General features: G+C 66.5%; 21 protein-coding genes. 13 read left to right on the top strand and 8 right to left on the bottom strand.

Annotation, left to right across the window (positions count from 1 at the left end):
* Together AC1Q7H_RS31905 and AC1Q7H_RS31900 are read left to right on the top strand one after the other, a co-directional pair.
* Nucleotides 1-2319: VCBS domain-containing protein (locus AC1Q7H_RS31905; protein ID WP_492382129.1), on the top strand; the 2319-nt coding region annotated here is incomplete at its 5' end.
* Between the two features lie 166 nt (nucleotides 2320-2485).
* Nucleotides 2486-3838, top strand: a complete 1353-nt coding sequence (locus tag AC1Q7H_RS31900; protein ID WP_153955474.1) for a TolC family outer membrane protein — start codon at nucleotides 2486-2488, stop codon at nucleotides 3836-3838.
* A 73-nt stretch (nucleotides 3839-3911) separates the two neighbouring features.
* Here AC1Q7H_RS31900 and AC1Q7H_RS31895 read toward each other — a convergent pair whose 3' ends face one another.
* Nucleotides 3912-5093, bottom strand: a complete 1182-nt coding sequence (locus tag AC1Q7H_RS31895; protein WP_492379550.1) for an AraC family transcriptional regulator — start codon at nucleotides 5091-5093, stop codon at nucleotides 3912-3914.
* 305 nt (nucleotides 5094-5398) lie between these two features.
* Between AC1Q7H_RS31895 and AC1Q7H_RS31890 the strand changes: the two genes are divergently transcribed.
* The 8 genes from AC1Q7H_RS31890 (at nucleotide 5399) to AC1Q7H_RS31855 (ending at nucleotide 16612) form a co-directional block, all read left to right on the top strand.
* Nucleotides 5399-6391, top strand: coding sequence for a tripartite tricarboxylate transporter substrate binding protein (locus tag AC1Q7H_RS31890; RefSeq protein WP_492379551.1), 993 nt, complete (start codon nucleotides 5399-5401; stop codon nucleotides 6389-6391).
* 34 nt (nucleotides 6392-6425) lie between these two features.
* Nucleotides 6426-8138, top strand: a complete 1713-nt coding sequence (locus AC1Q7H_RS31885; RefSeq protein WP_153955475.1) for a long-chain fatty acid--CoA ligase — start codon at nucleotides 6426-6428, stop codon at nucleotides 8136-8138.
* Nucleotides 8139-8172: 34 nt separating this feature from the next.
* Nucleotides 8173-9156: a Bug family tripartite tricarboxylate transporter substrate binding protein gene (locus AC1Q7H_RS31880; protein ID WP_492382128.1), complete on the top strand. Its 984-nt coding sequence runs from the start codon at nucleotides 8173-8175 to the stop codon at nucleotides 9154-9156.
* A 24-nt stretch (nucleotides 9157-9180) separates the two neighbouring features.
* Nucleotides 9181-9960: an enoyl-CoA hydratase/isomerase family protein gene (locus AC1Q7H_RS31875; protein WP_013952340.1), complete on the top strand. Its 780-nt coding sequence runs from the start codon at nucleotides 9181-9183 to the stop codon at nucleotides 9958-9960.
* A 126-nt stretch (nucleotides 9961-10086) separates the two neighbouring features.
* Nucleotides 10087-11274, top strand: a complete 1188-nt coding sequence (locus AC1Q7H_RS31870) for an acyl-CoA dehydrogenase family protein (protein ID WP_492382130.1) — start codon at nucleotides 10087-10089, stop codon at nucleotides 11272-11274.
* A 426-nt stretch (nucleotides 11275-11700) separates the two neighbouring features.
* A complete protein-coding gene (locus AC1Q7H_RS31865) occupies nucleotides 11701-13623 on the top strand; it encodes a PrkA family serine protein kinase (protein ID WP_013952342.1) in 1923 nt (640 codons plus the stop codon).
* Between the two features lie 37 nt (nucleotides 13624-13660).
* The gene (locus tag AC1Q7H_RS31860) at nucleotides 13661-14923 is read left to right on the top strand and encodes a YeaH/YhbH family protein (protein WP_013952343.1); all 1263 of its coding nucleotides are present in this window, start codon (nucleotides 13661-13663) and stop codon (nucleotides 14921-14923) included.
* Nucleotides 14924-15058: 135 nt separating this feature from the next.
* Entirely contained in the window at nucleotides 15059-16612 is a 1554-nt protein-coding gene (locus AC1Q7H_RS31855) for a SpoVR family protein (RefSeq protein WP_013952344.1), read from the top strand.
* A 31-nt stretch (nucleotides 16613-16643) separates the two neighbouring features.
* Here AC1Q7H_RS31855 and AC1Q7H_RS31850 read toward each other — a convergent pair whose 3' ends face one another.
* The 5 genes from AC1Q7H_RS31850 to AC1Q7H_RS31830 are packed head-to-tail and all read right to left on the bottom strand — an operon-like array spanning nucleotide 16644 to nucleotide 21603.
* A complete protein-coding gene (locus AC1Q7H_RS31850; RefSeq protein ID WP_211979714.1) occupies nucleotides 16644-17642 on the bottom strand; it encodes an acyl-CoA dehydrogenase family protein in 999 nt (332 codons plus the stop codon).
* Nucleotides 17643-17680: 38 nt separating this feature from the next.
* A complete protein-coding gene (locus AC1Q7H_RS31845) occupies nucleotides 17681-18841 on the bottom strand; it encodes an acyl-CoA dehydrogenase family protein (RefSeq protein ID WP_013952346.1) in 1161 nt (386 codons plus the stop codon).
* Nucleotides 18842-18881: 40 nt separating this feature from the next.
* Nucleotides 18882-19871, bottom strand: a complete 990-nt coding sequence (locus AC1Q7H_RS31840; protein ID WP_153955478.1) for a tripartite tricarboxylate transporter substrate binding protein — start codon at nucleotides 19869-19871, stop codon at nucleotides 18882-18884.
* Nucleotides 19872-19921: 50 nt separating this feature from the next.
* Entirely contained in the window at nucleotides 19922-20383 is a 462-nt protein-coding gene (locus AC1Q7H_RS31835) for a MaoC family dehydratase (RefSeq protein WP_013952348.1), read from the bottom strand.
* The gene (locus AC1Q7H_RS31830) at nucleotides 20380-21603 is read right to left on the bottom strand and encodes a CaiB/BaiF CoA transferase family protein (protein WP_492382127.1); all 1224 of its coding nucleotides are present in this window, start codon (nucleotides 21601-21603) and stop codon (nucleotides 20380-20382) included. Before AC1Q7H_RS31830 ends, AC1Q7H_RS31835 begins: the two co-directional genes overlap by 4 nt.
* 106 nt (nucleotides 21604-21709) lie before the next feature.
* Between AC1Q7H_RS31830 and AC1Q7H_RS31825 the strand changes: the two genes are divergently transcribed.
* A complete protein-coding gene (locus tag AC1Q7H_RS31825; protein ID WP_153955479.1) occupies nucleotides 21710-22600 on the top strand; it encodes a LysR family transcriptional regulator in 891 nt (296 codons plus the stop codon).
* Nucleotides 22601-22624: 24 nt separating this feature from the next.
* Here AC1Q7H_RS31825 and AC1Q7H_RS31820 read toward each other — a convergent pair whose 3' ends face one another.
* Nucleotides 22625-23821: a helix-turn-helix transcriptional regulator gene (locus tag AC1Q7H_RS31820; protein WP_492382126.1), complete on the bottom strand. Its 1197-nt coding sequence runs from the start codon at nucleotides 23819-23821 to the stop codon at nucleotides 22625-22627.
* Nucleotides 23822-23888: 67 nt separating this feature from the next.
* Complete coding sequence (locus AC1Q7H_RS31815; RefSeq protein ID WP_153955481.1) at nucleotides 23889-24269, bottom strand: hypothetical protein; 381 nt, start codon at nucleotides 24267-24269, stop codon at nucleotides 23889-23891.
* Here AC1Q7H_RS31815 and AC1Q7H_RS31810 point away from each other — a divergent pair.
* Both AC1Q7H_RS31810 and AC1Q7H_RS31805 read left to right on the top strand, forming a co-directional pair.
* Nucleotides 24268-24522 (top strand): FitA-like ribbon-helix-helix domain-containing protein, encoded by a 255-nt coding sequence (locus tag AC1Q7H_RS31810; protein WP_041228808.1) that lies wholly within the window; start codon nucleotides 24268-24270, stop codon nucleotides 24520-24522. The genes AC1Q7H_RS31815 and AC1Q7H_RS31810 overlap by 2 nt on opposite strands.
* Nucleotides 24519-24947, top strand: coding sequence for a type II toxin-antitoxin system VapC family toxin (locus AC1Q7H_RS31805; protein ID WP_013952353.1), 429 nt, complete (start codon nucleotides 24519-24521; stop codon nucleotides 24945-24947). The genes AC1Q7H_RS31810 and AC1Q7H_RS31805 overlap by 4 nt, the downstream gene beginning before the upstream one ends.
* Nucleotides 24948-24956: the final 9 nt, after the last annotated feature.

Genomic DNA, 24956 nt, shown 5'->3' with positions numbered 1-24956 from the left:
GGCGCAGGCAATGCTGAAACTGGCGACGCATCCGCCAGCGGCAAGCTGACGGTCACTGACGTCGATACCGGTGAAGCGCACTTTGCCGCAGTGCCGCCGGAGAGCCTGGCCGGACAGTACGGCACCTTCAACTTCGACAGCAACACCGGCGCCTGGAGCTATACGCTCGACAACACCAAGGCCGATGCGCTGATCGCGGGCCAGCAGGTCAGTGATTCGCTGACGGTGTCCTCGGCCGACCAGACGGCGCAGCAGACCATCAAGGTCGACATCACTGGTGCCAACGACCACGCCACCATCACAGCCTCGGCCAACGAAGACAAGGCGGTGACCGAGGCCGGCGGCGCCGGCAACACCGATCCCGGCGACGCCTCCGCCAGCGGCAAGCTGACGGTCACTGACGTCGATACCGGTGAAGCGCACTTCGCCGCGGTGGCGCCGGAGAGCCTGGCAGGACAGTACGGCACCTTCACCTTCGACACCAACACCGGGGCCTGGACCTACACGCTCGACAACAGCAAGGTGCAGTTTCTCGCCGCAGGCCAGCATGTGACCGACTCGCTGTCCGTGCAATCGGCCGATCTCACCGCCACCCAGGCAATCACAGTCAACATCACCGGCGCCAACGATGCTGCTGTGAACGCCATGCCCACGGCACAGGTAGTCAACGAAGACGCGCCGCTGGTATTCAGCACCACCAATGGCAACGCCCTCAGCATCTCTGACGTGGACAACGGCAGCCATACCGTGACGCTCAGTGCGACCTCCGGCACGATCAGCCTGAACGGCTTCGCGGGGCTGCAGTTCCTGGCGGGCGACGGCACCTCGGACAGCACCATGACGTTCACGGGCAGTGACGCGGCGATCAATGCCGCGCTGAACGGCCTGCGTTTCGTCGGTGACAAGGACTATGCGGGCGCAGCCACGCTGCAGATGCAGACCAGCGATGGCGCCTCGGTCGATAGCGACTCGGTCGCGATTGCAATCAATCCGGTCAATGACGCACCAGTGGCGGCAGCGGACGTGATCTACGCCTCGAACAATACCAACGGCATCCTGATCCCTGTCAGCGCACTGCTTGGCAATGACGGCGATGTCGATGGCATGGCCTTGTCGGTGATTGCGCTGGGGTCTGCCACGGGCGCGGTCAGCAACCTGGCGTTCGCGCCGGGGACCAATAACAGCTACGTCATGTTCAACACCGACAACGGGGCGTCGGGCAGCTTCAGCTACACCATTTACGATGGTGCGGGCGGCACCAGTACGGCTACCGTCACGGTCAATGTCTCGTCGACCAACGGGTCGGCCGACGTGTCGCTGGCGGGCCTGAACTACCAGGCTTCCTACCTGGATGGCGGCAGCAACTCCGATGCGCTCACGGGCGGCGCCACCGGCGACGTCTTTATTGGCGGCAACGCCGCCGATACGCTCAAGGGCGGCACCGGCGACGACGTGCTGCGCGGTGGCATAGGCGACGACACGCTCGACGGCGGCACCGGCATCGACATGCTGGACTTCTCGGATGCGAGCGGCGCTGTCACCTTTACCCTGACCCAGAGCGGCAGCGGCACCCTCGTCAACCTGACCAGCGTCGGCCTGGACCGGGATACCTACAGCAATATGGAAGGCGTGATCGGTTCGCGCTTCAGTGACACACTGACCGGCAGCTCGTCCGGCGACATCATTCGCGCCGGCGCGGGCAATGACACCATCGACGGCGGTGCAGGCATCGATCTGCTGGATTTCTCCGATGCCACCGGCGCGATCTCGCTCACTCTGACACAGAGCAGCAGTGCCACGGCGCTGAACCTGGTTGCGGTCGGCCTTGGCACCGACAGCTACAAGAACATGGAAGGCGTGATCGGTTCGGCTTTCAACGACAACCTGATTGGCTCGAGTGGCATCGACGTGCTGCGGGGCGGCGCCGGCGATGACAACCTGACTGGTGGCGGCGGCAACGACACCCTGATTGGCGGTGCGGGTGTCGACACCCTCACCGGCGGTGCAGGCAGTGATACGTTCGCCTTTCTCCGGGCCGACTCGGCCTCGGTGGACAAGGTCACCGATTTTGACCGGGCGCCCGTGGCCGCGGGCGGCGATGTGCTGGATTTGTCCGACCTGCTTTCCGGCGTCACCGTCACAGCTGCCAATGCCGGGCAGTTCATTCGCCTGTCGGAAGTCGATGGCAACACCGTCGTCAGCCTGGATCGGGATGGCAGTGGCACGGCGGCTGCATTCCAGGACGTGGCGGTGCTGCAGGGCGTGGTCGGGCTCGATCTCAACACGTTGTTGAGCAACGGCAATATCCACACCGCCTGAGGCGTGCGATCGGTGGCGGATTCAGAGAGGGAAATGCAGGGCAGCAGTAAAGCCGGAATCCGGCGCAGTTGAAAACCATAATAAACGGGTAGCGCACCGCTTCCCGTCTCACGCAGGCGCCGGCCAGCGTGATACGCGGCAGCGGGTGCGCCCGAGTGGGGGAAGCATGACAACGACATGGTGCCGGCTGGCACATGTACTGCTATGGGCCGCCATGGTGGTGCCGCATCACGCGGCAGCCCAGGCGCTGCGCCAGGCAGTCGAGCAAGCCGTGCATACCAATCCCGAAGTGCTGGCGGCGGGCAGCCGCCGGCTGGCCGCGGACGAGGGGCTGACGCAGGCGCGCGCCGGTTACCTGCCGCGGGTCGATGTCAATGCCGCCACCGGTCGCGTACGCCTGGACAGCCACAGCACCCGGCTGATGGGCCTGTCCGACTCTTCCTATGCCAGTCATGCGGCCGGCGTTACGATCTCGCAGATGCTGTTCGACGGCTTCGCCACCAGCAGCGATGTGGAGCGCCAGGGCGCACGGATCGACGGTGCGGCCTACCGGGTCGGCGCGACTGCCGAAGACATCGCGCTGCGCACGGTCGGCGTCTATGTGGAGGTCCTGCGGCGTCAGGAAACGGTGGTCATCGGCCTGGCCAATCTGGAAGCGCACCAGCACATCTATGACCAGATCCGGCTTGGCGCCGACAACGGGGTGCTGCGCCGCGCCGATCTCTATCAGGTCGAAAGCCGCCTGGCGCTGGCCAAGGCCAGCCTGCGGGCGGAGCAGGGCAGCTTGCAGGACGCCATGACAGCCTACTTGCGCGTGGTCGGCGCGCCGCCGGAGGCCTTGTCCAGGCCGGACTCGCTGTCGACGCTGCTGCCTGCCACCGAACGGGAGGCGCAGCAGGTGGCAAACGCCAATCACCCCGCGCTGGGTGCTGGGCAGGCCGATATCGCCGAAGCCCTGGCCGGACGTTCGCTGGCCAAGTCCGCGTTGTGGCCAAGGCTGGATCTCGAGGTCGGCGTGGCGCGCGACCGCGACCGCGTGCTCGGCACCACCGACGAGCGCAGCGTGATGCTGCGCGTGCGCTACAACCTGTTTCGCGGCAACGCCGACAAGGCGCGCATCAACGAGGCCGGCTACCAGGTCCAGGAAGCAGAGCAGAACCTGGACCGGCTGCGCAGGCAGGTGCAGGAGGCCGTATCGCAGGCCTATAACGCCCACCTGACGGCGCAGGACCGGCTGGTGAGCCTCAAGCAATACGTGGAGGCCAGCGACGCCACGCGCGTCAGCTACGGCAAGCAATTCCGGATCGGGCAGCGCAGCCTGCTTGACCTGCTGAATGCCGAGAACGAGTACTTCAGCGCCCGCACGGCCTATGTGACCGGCCAGTACAACGAACTGGCCAGCCAGTACCGCATCCTTGCCGGCATGGGCTTGCTATTGGCGACCCTGCAGGTGCCGCCGCCTCAGACGGGGATGGTGCAGGTGGGGCAGCGGGCAGCGCCGCCGGTGGGACAGAGGTAGGGGGGGACGGTACCGGGCAATCCGGCAGCCATGCTTTAGCCGCCGGCCACCGGAGATCCTGACCCGGCCCGCATCAGCCGGGCACAGCCTCTCCCCGCAATCCCCGCATCCGATACTCTCCCGGCGCCACGCCGGTCCATTTCTTGAAGGCCCGGTGGAACGTGCTCGGCTCGGAGAAGCCAAGCCGCAGCGCCACGTCCTGCAGCGTCATGCCGGGGCGCTCCATCATGCCGATGGCCACGTCGCGGCGCAGGCTGTCCTTGATGCTCTGGTAGCCGCTGCCCTCGTCGCGCAGGCGGCGGCGCAGCGTCTGGGGCGTGAGCCGCAGCACCTGCGCCATCTGTTCCAGCGACGGCAGTTCGTCATCCAGGTGGGAACGCAAGTGCTGCCGGATACGCTCGGCCAGGCAGCTGTTGTCGCGGTAGCGGATCAGCAGGTTGCGCGGCGTCTCGCGCAGGAACGCGCGCAGGCTGGCGGCGTCCTGCATCACCGGCAGGCGCAGGCTGGCGGCATCGAAATGCAACACGGAGACAGGCTGCCCGTAATGTACCGCGGTCTTGAAGACGCGCTCGGTCTCTGGGCCGCCCTGCGACGGCGCGGCGCTCAGGTCGACCCGCGCCAGCGGGATATGGCTGGCGACCAGCCAGCTGAGCAGTGCGTAGGCATGGAACACGAAAGTCGATTCGGCAAAGCTGCGGCAGGCCGAGGCCGGCGCGCGCGGATGCAGCACCACTGAGGCGGTCTTGCCGTCGGCGCTGACATGCAGGCGTGGTGCGAAGGCGTCGATATGCAGCCGGTACAGGCGCAGCCCGGCGCGGATGGCGTCTTCCAGCGTGGCGCAATGGATCAGATTGCGGCACGCCTGCGCAAACACGCCCGGGGTCACGGGCCGGTCCAGCAGCCCCCACAGTTCATCGCGCATGACGCGGCGTAGCGTGCGGATCAGCGCCGCGTACTGGCCCTGGGTGACGCGCGCATTGGGCGAGGCCAGCAGCGCCGGTGAAATTCCGGCCCGGCGTAGCAGCGCGGCAATGTCGTGGCCCAGCCGGCGCGGGCCCAGCAGAATGTGATCCACATGCTGGATCGCAATGGTGTGGCGCGCCGAGGCCTGTGGCGCGGCCTGCGCCGGGGTCGCCGGGGCCTCGGCACAGCCTGGGACATGGCCGTGCCCGAGCGCCGGCGGCAGTGCGCTGCCGGCGAGGTGCAGCTTGCCTGGCACGGGCGGGCGCAGCGATGACAGGACAGCGGTATGCATGGGTCTCCTCATCACGGTGACGCGTCGGCGCCGGCACCGCGGAACGGCTGGTTCCGCGGGCGTTCCCGGACGTCTCGCCACCTTAGCAAGCCGCGACCGCGCCGCACAATCGGGATTTGCTAAAGGCTGCCTTCCATCTGAGCGATTCGGCCAATCATTTTGGCCTGTCTGGTCATTGTCCACGCACCGCAGCATCGCGCACTCTGCGGCTGATACCGATACAAGGCCGGCGCACCGGCCCGGACGGGACCAGAAACGGGGCAAAGACCCGTTCCCGCCTCAGAAAAAGACAATGGAGACAACACATGCAGGCAGATCGTCGTAGTGCGTTGTGGCGCTTTGGCGCCGGGTTGCTGGCCGTGGCCGGGGTGCTCGGTGCAGCTGCCGCCTTCGCCCAGGGGCAATTCCCATCGAAGACGGTCCGGCTCGTCGTGCCATACCCGGCCGGCGGCGCCACCGACGTGCTGGCGCGTGCCATTGCCGACGGGCTTGGCAAGGCCTGGTCGCGCCCGGTGGTGGTAGAGAACCGCCCCGGCGCGAGCAGCATGATCGGGTCCGAGGCCGTGGCCCGCGCCGAGCCTGACGGCCATACCGCATTGCTGACGATCACCACCCTCGTGCAGGCACCCAGCCTGTATGCGAAGCCGCCGGTGGACCCGGTCAAGGACTTTGCCGCGGTGTCGGAGCTGGGCACCACCAACCTGGTCTTTGCCGTGCACAACTCGGTGCCGGTCACCAGCCTGAAGGAATTCATCGAGCTGGTCCGCGCCAAGCCCAGGCAGTTCTCCTACGGCTCCTACGGCACCGGCTCAAGCGGCCACCTGTACGGCGAGATCTTCAAGGAGTCCGCCAAGCTGGACATGGTCCATGTGTCATACAAGGGTGAGGCGCCGGAGCTGAACGACCTGCTGGGCGGCCAGGTGCCCGCCGCCATCATCTCGGTGATGGGCGCCAAGCCGCACAACGCCTCGGGCCGCCTGCGCGCGCTGGCCGTGACCGGCGGCGGCCGCTCGCCGCAGTTGCCGGATGTGCCGACCTTTCGCGAAGCGGGCGTTGCCGGCATGGACGGGTTGGGATGGTTCGGCCTGTTCCTGCCTGCCGCCACGCCCCGGGCCATCGTCGACAAGTACTCGGCCGACGTCAATCGCGTCCTGACCCAGCCGGACATTCGCAAGCGCATGAACGACATGGGCATCGTCCTGACCGGCAGCACGCCGGATGCGTTCGCGCAGACCGTCCAGGCTGACTACGCGCGCTGGGGCAAGGTCATCCGCACCAACAACATCCGCCTGGACTGAGTTCTTCCCGACTGACCCGTATCGATTGCTGCAAATGAAGCCTGCTACAAGTACCAATCAGCCGTTCCGTTCCCCCGCCTGGCCGCCCGGCCTGCCGGCCGCGCTGCATACGCCGCGCACCAGCCTGTTCTACAACGTCGAGGCGGCGGCGCACCGCTATCCGGACAAGACCGCGATCCAGTATTTCGGCACCGCGATCTCCTACGCCCAGCTGCAGGACGAGATCGAGCGGATGGCGGGCTACCTGCAGCAGGCCTGCGGCATCCAGCCGGGCGACCGGGTGCTGCTGTTCAGCCAGAACTGCCCGCAGTTCATCATTGCCTACTACGCGATCCTGCGCGCCGAAGGCGTGGTGGTCCCGGCCAACCCGATGTGGCTGGAGGTCGAACTTGCCCATGTGGTGCAGGACAGCGGCGCGGTGGCGGCCTTTGCCGGCAGCGAGCTGTACCAGCGCGTGGCGCCGCTGCACGGCCCGGCGCTGCGCCATGTGATCCTGCACGACTATGCCGGCATGCTGCGCGACGACGGCGGCCTGGCGGTGCCGGCCTGGCTGCGCGAACCGCTGCCCGCGCCGCAGGCTGCGCCGTCCGGCGCGATGCCGGTGGCCTGGGACGCGGCCAGCGCCGCCGGGCACCGGCCGCTGCCGCACCAGGCCGGCTACGACACGCTGTGCATGCTGGCCTATACCTCCGGCACCACCGGACATCCCAAGGGCTGCATGCATAGCCACGGCACGCTGATGACCGCGGCGGCCGGATCGGTGATCTGGCGCGGCGCCACACCCGAATCCGTGGTGCTGGCCGTGGCCCCGATGTTCCACCTGCTGGGCATGCAGAACTGCATGAACTCGCCGCTCTACCTGGGCGCCACCGTGGTGCTGATGCCGCGCTGGGACCGCGCGCTGGCCGCGGATCTGATCGAGCGCTACCGCGTCTCGGTCTGGGGCGCGCCGCCGGCGATGATGGTGGACTTCTTCTCCCAGCCGGGCATCGATGCGCGTGACCTGTCGAGCCTGGCCTACGTGGGCGGCGGCGGCGCGGCCATGCCCGAAGCGGTGGCCAATATGCTGCAGGAGCGTTTCGGCCTGCCCTACGTCGAGGCCTACGGCATGACCGAGACCGCGGCCTTCATCCTGTCCAACCCGCGCAACCAGCCCAAGCGCGAATGCCTGGGCATCGCCACCTTCGGCGTGGACGCGCGCGTGGTCGATCCCGAGACGCTGCAGGAACTGCCCCACGGCGAGACCGGCGAGATCGTGGTCCACGGCGGCCAGGTGATGCAGGGCTACTGGCACAACCCGGAAGCCAACGCGGCCACCTTCATCGAGATCGGCGGCAAGCGCTTCCTGCGCACCGGCGACCTCGGTTTCATGGATGAGGAAGGCTACTTCTTCATGCGCGACCGCCTCAAGCGCATGATCAACGCGTCCGGCTACAAGGTCTGGCCGGCGGAAGTGGAGAACCTGCTGTACGGGCACCCGGCCATCCACGAAGCCTGCGTGATCGCCGCCCGCGACCAGCGCCGCGGCGAGACCGTCAAGGCCGTCGTGGCGCTGCGCCCGGAAGCGCGCGGCACGGCCGAAGCCGACCCCGAACGCATCATGGCCTGGTGCCGCGAGCATATGGCCGCGTACAAGGTGCCGCGCATCGTCGACGTGGTCGATGCGCTGCCCAAGTCGGCCACCGGCAAGATCCTGTGGCGCGCCTTGCAGGAGCGCGAGATGCAGGCGGACAACCCGAGCGCGTGACGCCAGCGGCGAATTCAGCAAAGAGAGAGACAGCATGCAGCAAAGCAGACGCAACTGGCTGGCACAGGCCGGCACCCTGGCCGGCGCGGCCATCCTCGGCGGCGCGGGCAGCGCCTTCGCGCAGCAGCCGTATCCCGGCAAGCCGATCCGCATGATCGTGCCGTACCCCGCCGGCGGCGGCACCGACACCGTGGGCCGCCTGATCGGCCAGCGCCTGGCCGAAAGCCTGGGCCAGCCGGTGGTGGTGGAAAACAAGCCCGGCGCCAGCGGCATGCTGGGCAACGACACCGTCGCCAAGGCGCCGGCGGATGGCTATACCATCCTGCTGGCGATCACCGCGCTGATCCAGTCGCCGGCCCTGTACAAGCGCACGCCGTACGACGTGGCCAGGGACTTCACGCCGGTCTCGCTGATCGCCAAGTCGTCCGATCTGTTCGTGGTGCCCAACCGCGTGCAGGCCAGCAATATGCGCGAGTTCCTGGCGCTGGCCAAGGCCGGCAAGCTCAGCTATGGGTCCTACGGCAACGGCACCTCGTCGCACCTGCACGGCGAGTTGCTCAAGCAGCAGGCAGGCATCGACCTCGTACACATCCCTTACAAGGGCGCGGCGCCGCTGATGAGCGACCTGCTCGGCGGCCAGGTGGACAGCGCCTTTGTCGATGTGACCTCGGCCAACCCGTACCTGGGCAGCAACAAGTTCAAGATCCTCGGCATCACCGGCACCCAGCGCTACAAGGCGCTGCCCAATGTGGCGACCTTCACTGAACTGGGCCTGCCGGGGTTCGAGCCCAACGGCTGGTACGGGCTGTTCCTGCCGGCCAATGCGCCCAAGGATGTGACGGCGAAGCTGGCGGCCGAGGCCGCGCGCATCGTGCGCCTGCCCGAAGTGACGCAGAAGCTGGCCGGCATGGGCCTGCAGCCGGTCGGGTCCACGCCGCAGGAACTGGCAGCCGTGGTCACCGGCGACACCCCCAAGTGGGCCAGGATCGTGCGAGACGCCAATATCCAGCTCGACTGAAACCCGCCCCCCTGGAGCCCACCGATGGAAACCATCCGCTTTGCCGTCGAGGACGGCGTCGCGACGCTGACGCTGGACTCGCCGGCACGCAAGAACGCGCTGTCCTTGCCGATGCGCGACGAGATCGGCGAAGTGATTCGCCGGGTACGCGCCGACGACAGCGTGCGCGCGCTGATCCTGACCGCGGCCGGCACCGATTTCTCGTCGGGCGGCGACATCAGCTCGATGCAGGTCGAGATCAACGCCGAGCAGGGCCGCAAGCGCCTGCACAAGGTGCACGGCTGGCTGGAAGACCTGATCCAGCTCGACGTGCCGGTCATCGCCGCGGTGGACGGCGCGGCCTATGGCGCGGGCTTCAGCCTGGCGCTGACGGCCGACATCATCCTGGCCACGCCGCGCGCGCGCTTCGGGCTGCCATTCCTGCGCATGGGGCTGATCCCCGACTGTGGCGTGCTCTACACGCTGCCGCGGATGATCGGCCTGCAGCGGGCCAAGGCGCTGATGTTCTCGATGCGCGAGCTGAACGCCCAGGCCGCGCAAGACCTTGGCATCGTCATGGAAATCGTGCCGGCGGACAGCCTGCAGGAACGCGCGCGGGCGCTGGCGCAGGCCTTCACCGAGGCCTCGCCGGTGGCGGTGGGCCTGACCAAGCAGGCACTGAACGCCTCGCTGAATCAGGACCTGCACACCATGCTGGCGATGGAGGCGGACGGGCAGGGCATTGCCTTCTCGACCGCCTATCGCCGCGAGGCTGCCGACCGCTTCATGGCCAAGCAGCCGCTGCGCTACCGCTGGCCGGACTGAGCGGCGGCGCCGGTCATGCTGCCCCGCAGCATCCGGCTGCCGTCGTTTACTTATATAGGCGGGCGCCAGCCGGACGGCGTCGCGCGCCTGTTTTTCCTCTCGTTTACCCTGATATCCGCACACCATATGGGATCCCACGACCAGCACACGGCGCCCGCCGTACGCCAGACCCCCTGGATGACCGAAGACCTGGGGATGTTCCAGGAAACCGTGCGCCGCTTCATCGAGCGCGAACTGGCGCCCAACGAGGCCCGCTGGGCCGACCAGGGCTATATCGACCGCGAGGTCTGGCGCCGCGCCGGCCAGATCGGGCTGCTGTGCGCCAGCATCCCCGAGGAATACGGCGGCGGTGGCGGCACCTTTGCCCACGAGGCCGTCATCACCCAGGAAATGTCGCGCGCCGTCTGCACCAGCCTTGGCAATAATGTGCACAGCGGCATCGTGGCACATTACCTGCTCAACTACGGCACGGAAGCGCAGAAGAAGAAATGGCTGCCGCAAATGGCCAGCGGCGAAATGGTGGCGGCCATTGCCATGTCGGAACCTGGCGCCGGTTCTGACCTCAAAGCGATACGCACCCGCGCGGTGCGCGAACAGACCGAAAACGGGGACTGCTATCGCATAAACGGTGCAAAGACCTTTATCACAAACGGGTATCACGCCGACCTGGTCTGCGTGGTGGCCAAGACCGATCCGGAAGCCGGTTCGCGCGGCGTGTCGCTGGTCATGGTCGAGACGCGCGACCTGCCGGGCTTCCGTCGTGGGCGCATTCTCGAGAAGATCGGGCAGAAAGGGCAGGACACCGCCGAGCTCTTCTTCGACGACGTGCTGGTGCCGTGCGCCAACCTGCTGGGCACGCAGGAAGGGCAGGGTTTCTACCAGCTTATGCAGCAACTGCCGCAAGAGCGCATGATCATTGCGCTCGGTGCCGTGGCGACCATGCAGCGCGCCATCGAGCTGACCACCGAATACGTGCGCGAGCGCAAGGTGTTCGGCCAGCCGCTGGCCGATCTGCAGAACACACGCTTCAAGCTGGCGGAGTGCAAGACGGTCGCCACCATTGCCGCGACCTTTGTCGACGATTGCATGCTGCGCCTGATGGACGGCAAGCTCGACGCTGCCACGGCCGCCATGGCCAAGTGGTGGTGCACGCAGCAGAACTGCCAGGTCATCGACGAGTGCCTGCAGTTGCACGGCGGCTACGGCTACATGCTTGAATACCCGATCGCGCGTATGTATGCGAACGCACGCGTGAGCAAGATCTTCGGCGGCTCCAACGAGATCATGAAGGAGCTGGTCGCGCGCACGCTTTGATGCGTCCGCTATCAGCAATGTCCGCGTGCTAGTGCGTGCAAACGCGTAAGAAAATGCGGAAAAACGAAAGCCGGCACCAGTGCCGGCCTTCGTGCGTATGGTTACAAAACCGGATGTGCACGGATGGCGGGAAAGGTGTAAGGTGTTTCACAAGCATGGTCAATGGCCCGTCGCGTGCGGGGGCAAGGCCCGAGCGGAAATCCAGCCAAAAGCTGAAGCGAAACATGCAGCAAATGCAGCAACGAAACAGCCGTTGCATCGATGCAAGATTCGTCAACTCGGACTCCACCATCGCCGTTATTTGACTATGATGAAGTAAAGACTTCGCAACATGACAGGTCGCCAGGCCGGGGTGGTGTGCCGCGAACGTTGCGCGAAGCCTTAGGGGTAGCACGCCTCGGACGTGAACTCTGACGGGAGTGAGGTATGGACATTTTTGGCCATTACGCTACGCGCTTCGAAGCTCGCAAGGAAGAGGAATACAGCATCCAGGAGTACCTGGAGATCTGCAAGAAGGATCCGACTGCCTACGCGACTGCTGCTGAGCGCATGCTTGCCGCCATCGGCCAGCCTGAGTTGGTGGATACCCACCACGACCCCAGGCTGTCCCGCCTGTTCTTCAACAAGGTCATCCGCATCTATCCGGCCTTCCGCGACTTCTACGGCATGGAGGACACGATCGAACAGATCGTCTCATTCTTCAAGCACGCGGCGCAGGGCCTGGAAGAGCGCAAGCAGATCCTCTACCTGCTCGGGCCCCCGGGCGGTGGCAAGTCCTCGCTCGCTGAAAAGCTCAAGGCGCTGATGGAGGAGATCCCCATCTACGCGCTCAAGGGTTCGCCGATCCATGAATCGCCGCTGGGGCTGTTCGCGCCAGAGGAAGACGGCAAGATCCTGGAAGAGGACTACGGCATTCCGCTCCGGTATCTGAACACCATTGCCTCGCCCTGGGCGGTCAAGCGCCTGCACGAGTTCAACGGCGATATCACCAGGTTCCGGGTGGTCAAGCTGCGCCCTTCGGTGCTGTCGCAGATTGCGATCTCGAAGACCGAGCCTGGCGACGAAAACAACCAGGATATTTCCTCGCTGGTCGGCAAGGTCGACATCCGCAAGCTGGAAGATTTTCCGCAGGACGATCCGGACGCCTACTCGTATTCCGGCGGGCTCTGCCTGGCCAACCGCGGCCTGCTTGAGTTCGTTGAAATGTTCAAGGCGCCGATCAAGGTCCTGCACCCGCTGCTGACGGCAACGCAGGAAGGCAACTACAAGGGCACCGAGGGCTTCGGCGCGATCCCGTTCGATGGCATCGTCCTGGCGCACTCGAACGAGGCGGAGTGGACGACCTTCAAGGCGGACAAGAACAACGAGGCTTTCCTGGACCGGATCTATATCGTCAAGGTGCCGTACGTGCTGCGAGTGTCCGACGAGGTGAAGATCTACGACAAGCTGCTGCGCAGCAGTTCGCTGTCGGCCGCGCCGTGCGCGCCCAACACGCTGAAGATGATGGCGCAGTTCGCGGTGCTCACCCGCATCAAGGAGCCCGAGAACTCCAATGTCTTCTCTAAGATGCGCGTCTATGACGGCGAGAGCCTGAAGGACGTGGATCCGAAAGCGAAGTCGTACCAGGAGTACCGCGACTACGCCGGCATCGACGAAGGCATGAACGGGCTGTCGACGCGCTTTGCGTTCAAGGTCCTGTCCAAGGTCTTCAACTTCGACAACACCGAAGTGGCGGCCAACCCGGTGCACCTGCTGTATGTGCTCGAACAGCAGATCGAGCGCGAGCAGTTCCCGCCGGAGCAGGAATCCAAGCTGCTGTCTTACATCAAGGAGTACCTGACCACGCCGTTCGTGGAGTTCATCGGCAAGGAGATCCAGACTGCCTATCTGGAGTCGTATTCGGAGTATGGGCAGAACATCTTCGACCGCTATGTGGTGTTCGCCGACCTGTGGATCCAGGACCAGGAGTACCGTGATCCCAACACCGGCGAGATCCTCGACCGCAACGCGCTGAACGACGAGCTTGAGAAGGTGGAGAAGCCCGCGGGTATCTCGAACCCGAAGGACTTCCGCAACGAGATCGTCAACTTCGTGCTGCGGGCACGGGCCAACAACAGTGGCAAGAATCCGGTCTGGACCAGCTATGAAAAGCTGCGGATGGTGATCGAGAAGCGCATGTTCTCCACTACGGAGGACCTGCTGCCGGTGATCTCGTTCAACGCCAAGTCTTCGCGCGAAGACCAGGACAAGCACGAGAACTTCGTCAACCGCATGGTCGAGAAGGGGTACACGCCCAAGCAAGTGAGACTTCTGGTGGAGTGGTATCTGCGCGTAAGAAAGTCATCGTAACGGCGCCGCGGAACAGGTCTCTCAACGAGGGCAACTTATGGCTACGGTCATCGATCGGCGCGAGAACGGCGGCAACAAGAGTGCCGTCAACCAGCAACGTTTCATCAAGCGCTACCGCGAGCAGATACGGCAGGCGGTGGCAAAGGCGGTGTCCGGCCGGAAGATCATGGACATCGAGCAGAGCGGCCAGGTGTCCATTCCGGTCAAGGACATCTCCGAACCGATCTTCCACCACGGCCCGGGCGGGCGGCGCGAGTGGATTCACCCTGGCAACAAGAAGTTCGTCAAGGGTGATTCCTTCGACCGCCAGCAGCAGGGCGGTGGCGGGACCGGTTCGCGGGCCAGCGACAGCGGCGAAGGCGAAGACGATTTCGTCTTCACGCTGTCGCGCGAGGATTTCCTGAACTTCTTCTTCGAGGACATGGCGCTGCCGGACCTGGCCAAGCGCCACCTCGCCAAGATCGCCGAGGTGCGCAAGGTGCGCGCCGGCTTTTCCATCGACGGCACGCCTGCCAACCTGTCGGTCCTGCGCACCATGCGCAGTTCGCTGGGGCGGCGCATCGCCTTGTCCAGCCCTTACCAGAAGCGCCTGCGCGAATTGGAGCTGGAATACAGCGAGGCGCTGGAAAAGGACGGCCCCTATGCCGAAGGCACGCTCGAGGTGATGGAGAAGATGCGGCACCTGCGTGCCTGCATCGACCGCGTGCCCTTTATCGAGAAGCTCGACCTGCGCTACAACAACCGCGTGCTGAAGAAGCGCCCGCAGGCCCAGGCGGTGATGTTCTGCCTGATGGACGTGTCCGGCTCGATGGACGAGAGCCGCAAGGACCTGGCCAAGCGCTTCTTCATGCTGCTGTACCTGTTCCTGAAGCGCAACTACGAGCGCATCGACGTCGTGTTCATTCGCCATCACACGGTGGCGAAGGAAGTCGATGAGGAAGACTTCTTCCACTCGCGCGAGTCCGGTGGTACCGTGGTGTCCAGTGCGCTGAAGCTGATGGTGGAAGTGATCCACGACCGCTATCCGCCAAGCCAGTGGAACATCTACTGCGCGCAGGCGTCAGACGGGGATAACTGGGCTGGTGATTCCGAGTTGTGCGGACGCCTGCTGCGCGACTCGATCCTGCCACTGGTGCAGTACTATGCATATGTTGAAGTCGCATCGGAAGAGCCGCAGAACCTCTGGGAAGAGTATCTGACGGTCAAGGGACAGTTCGACCACTTTGCGATGCAGCGCATCATCGGCGCGGACGAGATCTACCCGGTGCTGCACGACCTGTTCCAGAAGCGCGCAGCATAGGGTGGCGCCGGTCCTGGCCTTCCTTGCGGCGGGCCACAGTGAAGGCAAATGGCGAGGCAACGCGGACCACGCGGCGCGGCGATGCCGTGCGCGCGGGAGGGGTCTGGCGCCTTGCCCGGGCAACAAGGGGCGAAGATGGCTTATCTCTCCACGGGTTCGGAATGGACCTTCGAGCTGATCAAACGGTATGACCGCGAGATCGCCCGCATCGCCGGCGAATTCGGGCTGGATACCTATCCCAACCAGATTGAGATCATCACCGCCGAGCAGATGCTCGACGCCTACGCGTCGGCAGGGCTGCCGGTCGGCTACAGCCACTGGTCCTACGGCAAGCACTTCCTGGCGTCCGAGCGCAGCTACCAGCGCGGCCACATGGGGCTGGCCTACGAGATCGTCATCAACTCCAATCCCTGCATCGCCTACCTGATGGAGGAGAACACCATGCCGATGCAGGCGCTGACGATCGCGCACGCCTGCTACGGCCACAACGCCTTCTTCAAGGGCAACTACCTGTTCCGCACCTGGACCAACGCGGACGCCATCGTGGACTACCTGCTGTTTGCCAAGAACTACGTGGCCGAGTGCGAGCAGCGTTACGGCGAACGCGAGGTGGAACTGCTGCTGGACTCTTGCCACGCCTTGCAGAACTACGGCGTGGACCGCTACAAGCGCCCCAAGAAGCTGTCCATCACCGAAGAGAAGGCGCGCCAGGCCGATCGCGAGAACTACCTGCAGATGCAGGTCAACGACCTGTGGCGCACCCTGCCCAAGAGCCGGCCGCATGCGCTGGCGTCGGACGACGACGCGTCCGAGGGGGAAATCATCTTCCCGCCGGAGCCGCAGGAGAACTTGCTGTACTTCATCGAGAAGAACGCGCCCAAGCTGGCATCGTGGCAGCGCGAGATCGTGCGCATCGTGCGCAAGATCGCGCAGTACTTCTATCCGCAGCGCCAGACCAAGGTCATGAACGAAGGCTGGGCCACGTTCTGGCACTACACCATCATCAACCAGCTGTACGAGGAAAAGCTGGTCAACGATGCGTTCATGATGGAGCTGCTGCAGGCGCATACCAACGTGATTTACCAGCCGCCGTACAATAGCCCCTACTACAGCGGCATGAACCCCTACACGGTTGGTTTCCTGATGTTCCAGGACCTGCGCCGCATGTGCGAAAACCCGACCGAAGAAGACTACCGCTGGGCTCCGGAATTCGCCGGCAGCGACTGGCGCAAGACGCTGGACTTTGCCATGCGCAACTTCAAGGACGAGAGCTTCCTGCTGCAGTTCCTGTCGCCGCGCGTGATCCGCGAGCTGAAGCTGTTCTCGGTGCTGGACGATGACCGCGAAGGCAAGCTGCGCGTCACCGCGATCCACAACGATGAAGGCTACCGCGCGATCCGCCAGCTGATGGCGGCGCAATATGACCTCTCCAGCATGGAGCCCAATATCCAGGTCACCAATGTCGACGTCGGCGGCGACCGCTCGCTGACGCTGCGGCACCTGCAGAACGACCGCCGGCCGCTGGCGCACAACTTCGACGAAGTGATCCGGCACGTGACCCGGCTGTGGGGCTTCACCGTTCGGCTCGAGGTGGCCTACGAGGACGGCCGCACCGAGCTGAAGTACGAGTGCAAGCCGGAACGGCGCCACCGCCGCCCACACGGCGGCGGCCTCAGCCTGGCCGCCTGATCCCGCAATTGCCGGGGTTAAGCCCCGCCGCTCAGGCGGCGGGCGCGGGCTCGCACCATTCGCGCACCAGCTCCACCGCGTTGCGGCCGGCGCTGGCGCACACCGCCTCGCCCAGCACCCGGCTCCACCAGCGCTCCGACCCGTCCGCCATGCGCCACGCATGCAGCCGGCGCGTATAGAGCTGCAGGTCGTATTCCTCCGTGATCCCGATGGCGCCGTGCACGGCGTGGGCGATGGCGGCCACCGGCGTGACCGCGTCGCTGGCGCGCAGCTTGCCGATGGCCGCGCGCAGCCGGTCGGGCGTGCCGGTGCCGCTGTCGCAGGCAAGCTGCGCCGCCACGCGTGCCGCGGCAACGTGCTCGGCCATCTCGCTGACCTGGTGCTGGATCGCCTGGAACTTGCCGATGGCGCGCCCGAACTGCTGGCGGTCGTTGGCGTACTGCAGCGTGAGGTCGAGCACGTGCGACAGCGCGCCGGCCAGTTGCGCCGTGTGCAGGCAGGCGCCCAGCGTGCGCAGGGTGCCGGCGGGCAGTGCAAAGTCCGCTGGCGCCGAGGCGTCAGGGCGCGGCACGCGCAGCGTCAGGTCGTGATGGGCGCCGGTCGCTTCGGCGCGGGCGTCGGCCGCCGCCAGCAGCAGGCAACGTTCGCCATCCTGCAGCAGGAACCACTGCGCATGGCGGGCGTCGGCCACCAGCGCAGCGCCGGCGCCGTCTTCAAAGCCGGCGAGTGCGACCGGGCCGGCGGGCAGGGCGATGCCATGCGCCTGCAGCAGCGCGCGCGCAAAGATGGTCTGCGCCAGCGGCAGCGGCAAGGCGTGGCGGCCGGTGACAAAGAGCACCGGCGCCAGCTCGCGCAGCGGCAGCGCGGCGCCGCCGGCGGATTCGGGCAGCAGGCAATCGGCAAAGCCGCTTTCCAGCAGCGCTTGCCACAGCGGCTGCGGGTCGGCCTGCTGTTCCAGCGCGCGCACGGTGGCGGGCGGGCAGCAGTCGCGCAGCAGCGCGTCGAGGGCGTCGGAGTAGTCGTTATGCATGGGTATCTCGTTCAGGATGGCGGTCGACGGAGGCGGATTCAGCGCAGGCCGAGTCCGCGCGCGATCATGCCGCGCAGGATTTCGCGGGTGCCGCCGCGCAACGAGTACGACGGCGCGATCTGCGTGACATAGGCCAGGGTGCGGTACAGCGCCCCATCGGCCGCCAGCGCGGGTTCATCGCCGAGCGCGGCTTCCACCAGTGCCGGAATCGACTGCTCGAAGGTTGTGCCCAGGTCCTTCACCAGCGCGGCCTCCACCACCGGGCTTTCACCGGCGGCGAGCCGCGACGTGACGGCCAGCGACATGGCGCGCAGCACCGCCAGGTGGCCGGCGAGCCGGCCCGCGGTCACCGTGTCGCGCCGTGCCGGCGGCAGCCGGCGCATGGCGTCGAGCCAGGTGTCGAGCAGCACCACGCTGGAATAGAGGCGCTCGGGGCCGCTGCGCTCGAACGCCAGCTCCGCGTTGACCTGCTCCCAGCCGCTGCCTTCCTGGCCGACCAGCGTGTCCGGGGCCAGCGCCACGTCGTCGAAGGTGACTTCGGAGAAGTGCGCATCGCCCGCCAGGTCGTGGATCGGCCGCACCGTGACGCCCGGTGCGTGCAGGTCGACGATGAACTGCGACAGCCCGGTCTGCCGGTCCTGCGGCGTGCCCGAGGTGCGCACCAGCGCGATCATGAGGTGGCAGCGGTCGGCATTGGTCGTCCAGATCTTGCGGCCGTTCAGGCGCCAGCTGCCGTCCGCCTGGCGCACCGCGCGCGTGGCCACGCTGGCCAAGTCCGAGCCGGAGTTGGGCTCGCTCATGCCAATGCAGAAGAAGGCCTCGCCGCGGCTGATCGCCGGCAGGTAGCGCGCCTTCTGCGCGTCGTTGCCGTAGCGCAGGATCAGCGGGCCGCTCTGGCGGTCGGCGATCCAGTGCGCCGACACCGGCGCGCCGCAGGCCAGCAGTTCTTCCACCAGCACGAAACGCGAAAACGGGTCCAGGCCCGCGCCGCCGAACTGCGCCGGCAGCGTGATGCCGACCCAGCCGCGCGCGGCCAGTGCCCGGCTGAAGGCGGCATCGAACCCCATCCACGAGCGCGCGCGCGTTTCCGGCGGCAGCGCGGGCAGGTGTGCATCGAGAAAGGCCCGCACCTTGCCGCGGAACGCCACGGCGTGCGGCGGCAGGGAGGTCAGGCTGAAGGTGGAAAGCAATGCGGTCACGGTGAAATCCTGTGTCTGGTATTGGCTGGTGGCAGTGGTCTCAGTCCAGCGTCGCGCCTGAATCCTTCACGACCTTCTGCCAGCGCGTCATTTCCGCGCTGAGGTAGGCGGCGTAGGCCTCCGGGGTCGACCCGCGCGGCTCCGCACCCTGCGCGGCCAGGCTTGCGCGCGTCTCGGGGTGGGCCAGCGCCTTGGTGGCGGCGGCATTGAGCTTGCGCACGATCTCGGCCGGTGTCCTGGCCGGCACCATCATGCCCTGCCAGGCGCCGACCTCGAAGCCCGGCTGCACGGTTTCGGCAAGGGTCGGCACGTCCGGCAACTGGGCGCTGCGCGTGGTGCTGGTGACTGCCAGCGCGCGCATGCGCTTGTCGCGGATGAAGGGCAGCGATGAGTTGATGGTGTCGGCCATGAACTGCACCTGTCCGCTGGCCAGGTCGGTCAGCGCCGGTGCGCTGCCCTTGTAGGGCGCGTGCACCGCCGACAGACCGTTGGCCTGCAGGAACATGAAGGCCGCCAGGTGCGTCACGTTGCCGTTGCCGGCCGAGCCATAGGTGAGCTTGTCGGGGTTGGCCTTCAGGTACTGGATGAACTCTTTCACGTTCTGTACCGGCAGCTGCGCGTTGACCTCCAGCACCAGCGGCACCATCGCCGTCAGCGCCACCGGCGCGAAATCGCGTTTCACGTCGTAGCTGAGCTTGTGGTAGAGCGCCGGGCTCAGCGCGATCGACGAGGTGTTGTACAGCACCGTATAGCCGTCGGGCGGCGCCTTGGCGACAATCTCCGCGCCGATATTGCCGTTGGCGCCGGGCCGGTTGTCGACCAGCACCTGCTGGCCGAGCGCCTCGCTCATGCGCCGTGCGATCACGCGCGACACCAGGTCGGTCGGGCCGCCCGGCGGGAACGGCACCACCATGCGGATCGGGTGCGACGGATAGGCGGCATCGGCGGCCGCCGCCGGCTGCGCCAGCACCGCCGGCAATACGATGGCTGCCGCGGCAGCCAGTGTCGTGATGAAAGTCTTTGCCTTCATGTGCTTGTCTCCTCCGTCCATGCAGCCACGCGGCGGGTGCCGCCGTGGGTTCAGCGTCCCGCCAGCAACCGGCGCGCGGTGTAGGTCATGACCTGCTCACCGCGCTGGTTGAATACCTCGATGCGCGAATCCACCACGGCGCGTCCGCTGCGCGAGGTCGGGCGGATGCCGGTCACGGTCACGGTGGCGTGGATGGTGTCGCCCACCATCACGGGCGCGTGGATCTGTTGTGTCAGTTCCAGCATGGCCAGCCCGGTGCCCTGGATCATGGTCTGCAGGATAAAGCCCTCGATAAGCGTGTAGGTCAGCGCCGCCGGTACCGGCCGGCCCTGGATGGCGCCACCGTCATAGCCGGCTTCGATGAAGATGGCCTCGACCATGCCGGTGACGGAGATGAAATTGACCAGGTCGGTCTCGGTCACGGTGCGGGCGAAGGTGCGGAAGGCCTGGCCTTCCTGCAGGTCTTGCCAGTAGAAGCCCTGGCCGAGGCGGGGCAGTTCTGCATGCGTCATGGTGTCTCCTTGGCGGGTGCGCAGCGTGCGGCACCGCTTTGTTGCAATTGCGCGATCGCTTCTGCGGATAGTCCCGCCTGCGCCAGCACGCTCCCGGTGTGCTCGCCCAGCCGCGGCGGGATGCCCAGCGGCGCGCGCTGGCTGTCGAAGCGCACCGGCGCGCCGGGAAAACGCAACGTGCCCATGGCCGGGTCTTCGACGGTTTCGAAGAAGCCGGTGGCGACCAGGTGCGGATCGGCCGGCAGATCGTCGAGTTCATTAATGCGCGCCACCGGGATCTGCAGGCGTTCGCACAGCTCCACCCAGTGCGCAGTGGTCTGTCCCAGCACGATTTCGCCGGTGAGCTCGTACAGCGTCTCGATATGCCGCGTGCGTGTCGCGATATCGGCAAAGCGCGCATCGGCGGCCAGCCCGGGGCGATCGGCGGCGTGAAAGAAGTCGCGCCAATGCACATCGGTGTACGGCATCATGCAGACATAGCCGTCGGCGCTGCGGTACGGGCGGCGCAGCGGCGCCAGCACGCGGGGGTAGCCGCTGGGGCCGCGCGGCGGCTCGAAATGGCGGCCGTAGAAGTGCTCGACCAGGTTGAAGGCGACCATGGATTCGAACATCGGCACCTCGACCAGCGTGCCGTGGCCGGTGCTGCCGTCGGCATTGCGCCTGGCGCGCCCGGCCAGCGCCGCGCAGACCGACAGCGCTGCCACCAGCCCGCTGGTCTTGTCCGCGGCGATGGTGGGGAAGTAGCGGCTGTCGCCGGTTTGCGCCGCCATCAGCGCGGCATTGCCGGACAGGCCCTGGATGATGTCGTCGTACGCTGGCCGGCCGCCATAGGGGCCATCCTCGGCAAAGCCGAGCAGGCTGACAAAGACCAGCTCCGGGTGGCGCGCCCGCACGTCGTCAGGCGCCAGCCCCAGCGCGGCCAGCTTCTGCGGGCGCATGCTGTGCATCAGCACGTCGGCGCCGGCCAGCACGCGGTCCAGAGCGGCCTGCGCAGCCGGCTGCTTCAGGTCCAGGACCACGCTGCGCTTGCTGCGGTTCACGCCCAGGAAAATGGCCGCCATGCCGGGCTCGGCGGCGGGGCCGGTGCGGCGCGTGGAATCGCCCTCGGGCGGCTCGACCTTGATCACCTCTGCGCCAAGGTCGGCCAGCCACTGGCTGGCATACGGCCCCATCACCACCGTGGACAGGTCGACCACGCGGATGCCTGCAAGCGGCAGCATGTTGTCTCCGATCTTGTTGACTGTGGGGCACAGGGTAGATCAGCAGGCGAGGCTTGGTCTAATATTAGTTTTTTAGAAATCGATATTCAGAGGATATTAACGAGCCATGGACTTCCGCCAGCTGCAGCAGTTTGTCGCCCTGGCTGAGACGGGCAACTTCCACCGCGCCGCCGAACGCCTGCACATGGCGCAGCCGCCGCTTTCCATTTCCATCCGCAAGCTCGAGGACCAGCTTGGGACGGCGCTGTTCGTGCGCACTTCGCGCGGGGTGCGGCTGACACAGGCGGGCGAGGCCGCGCTGCACGATGCGCGCCGTGCGCTGTTTCATGCACAACAGGCACGTGCCGCGGCAATCGCTGCAGGGCAGGGCGAGCGCGGCGCGCTGCGCATCGGCTTTATCGGGTCGGCGACGTATGCGCTGCTGCCCAAGCTGATCCCGGCGTTCCGCGCGGCGCATCCCGGCATCGAGCTGATCCTGCATGAATCCACCACCGCCGCGATTCTGGACCGCCTGGAAAAGCACCAGATCGACGCCGGCCTGGTGCGCTTCCCGATCCTGAACACCGGCAACTATTCGCTGACGCCGCTGGAAAACGACGTCTTTGTCGCGGCGGTGCCGGCTGACAGCCCGCTGGCAAGCGCAGACGCCATCCCGCTGCGCGCGCTCGCGGACGAGCCTTTCATCATGTATCCGGCGATGCAGGTGCCCAATCTGCACGCGGTGGCCATGCTGCTGTGCCAGCAGGCGGGCTTTGTGCCGCGCGTCACGCAGGAGGCGGTGCAGGTGCAGACCCAGGTCAGCCTGGTCGAGAGTGGGCTTGGCGTGGCCCTGGTGCCGAGCGTGGCGGCACGCTACGCCAACCGGCGCGTGCGCTTCCTGCCATTGTCCAGCCCGCGTCCGGCCGGGCGCATCGGCATTGCGCTGGCGGCGCGGCCCGACGACGGCGACCGCCAGGTGCAGCGCTTCCTGGCGGCGGCGCAGGCGGCGGTGAACTGATGGGAAGGCGGGTGGTGCAGCGTCTCAGGCGGCGCGCGTGCGCGGCGTGCGCGGCCGCGCGGGCGGGGTCACGCCGGCGCGCTCCAGGTTCACGCCCGGCAGCAGGTGCAGCAGCCGCACCAATTCCGACTGGCGATGCGTGCCGGTCTTGCGCAGCGTGTCGCGGATATGCACGCGCACGGTGTGGGGCGAGAGAAATTCGCGCTCGGCAATTTCGTTGAGGGTTTCGCCGGCAGCCAGGCGGATCGCGATAATGCTTTCCTTGCGCGACAGCCCGAACAGCGAGGTCAGCACGCCGGCATCCAGCACCGAGCGCGATTCCGAGTTGCCGAACAGCATCATCGCGGCCGGCAATTGCCACGGGCCTTCCACCGGCTGGCGCGACACCAGCGGCGTGACGATGATCGGCACCGGCTGTCCGCCCGAGGTGATGTGCATCCACGAGCCGGAGGCCGCCTCAGTGCCGCGGGCACGCATGGCACCGTCGAGCAGCTTGCGCAGCACCGCCTGCAGCGTGTCGCTGTGGGCGCGCAGCACGCCGCCCTGCAGCGACAGGTGGCCGTCGGCCTGCACCAGCGCCTCGGCCCAGCTGTTGGCGTAGCGCACGCGCAGGTCCGCCTGCAGCACCATCACGCCGAAATCCAACGTATCCAGCCCGGCCAGGCCCAGACTGACCAGCCCGCTCAGCTCGAAGTTGCGCTGCTGCATCCGTGCCGCGCGCACCCAGTGCGGCATCACGTGGGCCAGGCGCCGCTCGCGCTGGCCTGTGCTGATGCTGCCCGCGCTGGTGCCGCTCATCAGCACGCAAACCTCGGCGTTCTCAATCAGGCGGATGCCTTGTTCCAGTCCGCTGCAGGCCAGCGCAGCCGTGGCTGCGTCCGCCATGCCGCCATCGTACGACGCCGCCAGCGCGGACGTGCCGTCGCAGGCCAGCGCGGGGGCGTCATTGGGGGGGCAGCAAGCGCCCGGATGGGGCAGGTCGAGCGGACCGGGCAGCCAGTCGGGCATGCTGACGCCGCTGGTGAAGCAGCCGTGCGGGGTCACGCCAAGGCGGGCATGGCCGGCAAGCTTGTCCCAGATCAGGTAACGCGGGCTGCCTGTGCAGGTGTAACGGGAAAAGAGGTCGAGGGCGGCGGGCATGACCGCAACGTCCAGCGCGGACTCGTAGATTGAGTCGACCAGACGATGGAAGTCCTCGTCCGTAGTCGGGTGTTCGCCCATGTTCAGATCCCCCCGGTGGCAAACGCCTATTGCTCTGCGCCACGGCAAGTGGCTACATCTTTTTGTGTTATCGGTTCCGTTCTGGCGTTCTGTACTGCGCCGATACGGATGCTGCTGGCGGCGCGCATTGTCCCGTCATGTCCGCCGTACCGCAATCATGCCAAACAATGTTGTTTGTCTTATCCCCCGTATCGGGGGGGGGAAACCCGGATTGCGCGGCGTAACTCCCCGCCAGGCCGGGCAGGGGCGTGATCATGTCGCGGCGCGATGGTAATACCCGAGAAGAAAAGAAATTTCCAGCGCTGAAATAGTGAGCGACGTTCCACATGCGCCACGAATCTGTTGGCGCTTGCGCCACAGGTTCGACCCAGCAAGGCCACAGCATTTGTTTGAATGACAGCATTGGTGTAATAATGCAGTCATTGACTGCATCCATGGAGGCGATCATGCCGATCCTGACCGTTAGAAATGTGCCCGACGACGTGCACCGTGCGCTGCGGGTCCGTGCCGCCCAGAACGGACGCAGCACTGAAGCTGAGGTGCGTGAGATCCTGGCCAGCGCGGTGATGCCGCAGAAGCGCGTGCGCCTGGGCGATGCGCTGGCGATGCTTGGCCGCGAGATCGGCTTGTCGAATGCGGACGTTGAAGCGATCGAGCAGGGCAAGGACAAGGCAGCGGCCGAGCCGGTGAGGTTTGAATGATCGTCCTGGATACGAATGTCATTTCCGAGGCCATGAAGCCGGAACCGGCTGACTCCGTGCGCTGCTGGCTCAACGACCAGGCCGCCGAGACCTTGTACCTGTCCAGTGTGACGCTGGCCGAACTGCTGTTCGGCATCGGCGCGCTGCCCGCGGGCAGGCGCCGCGCCATGCTGGCCGCTGCGCTGGACGGCCTGGTGACGCTGTTCGAAGGGCGCATCTTGCCGTTCGACACGAATGCGGCCCGGCACTATGCGGAACTCGCCACTGCCGCCAGAAGCCGTGGCCGCGGCCTTCCCACGCCGGATGGCTACATCGCCGCGATTGCCGCGGCCAACGGCATGATAGTCGCGACGCGGGATGTGTCGCCCTTTGAAGCGGCCGGGCTGCAGGTGCTCAACCCGTGGCTGGCGCCGCCTCCGTCGTGAAGAGGAACG

Source organism: Cupriavidus sp. GW823-FHT06D04 (genome assembly GCF_058795055.1).
The sequence above is the reverse complement of the archived record's forward strand: the minus strand, read 5'-3'. Positions and strand labels throughout refer to the sequence as shown.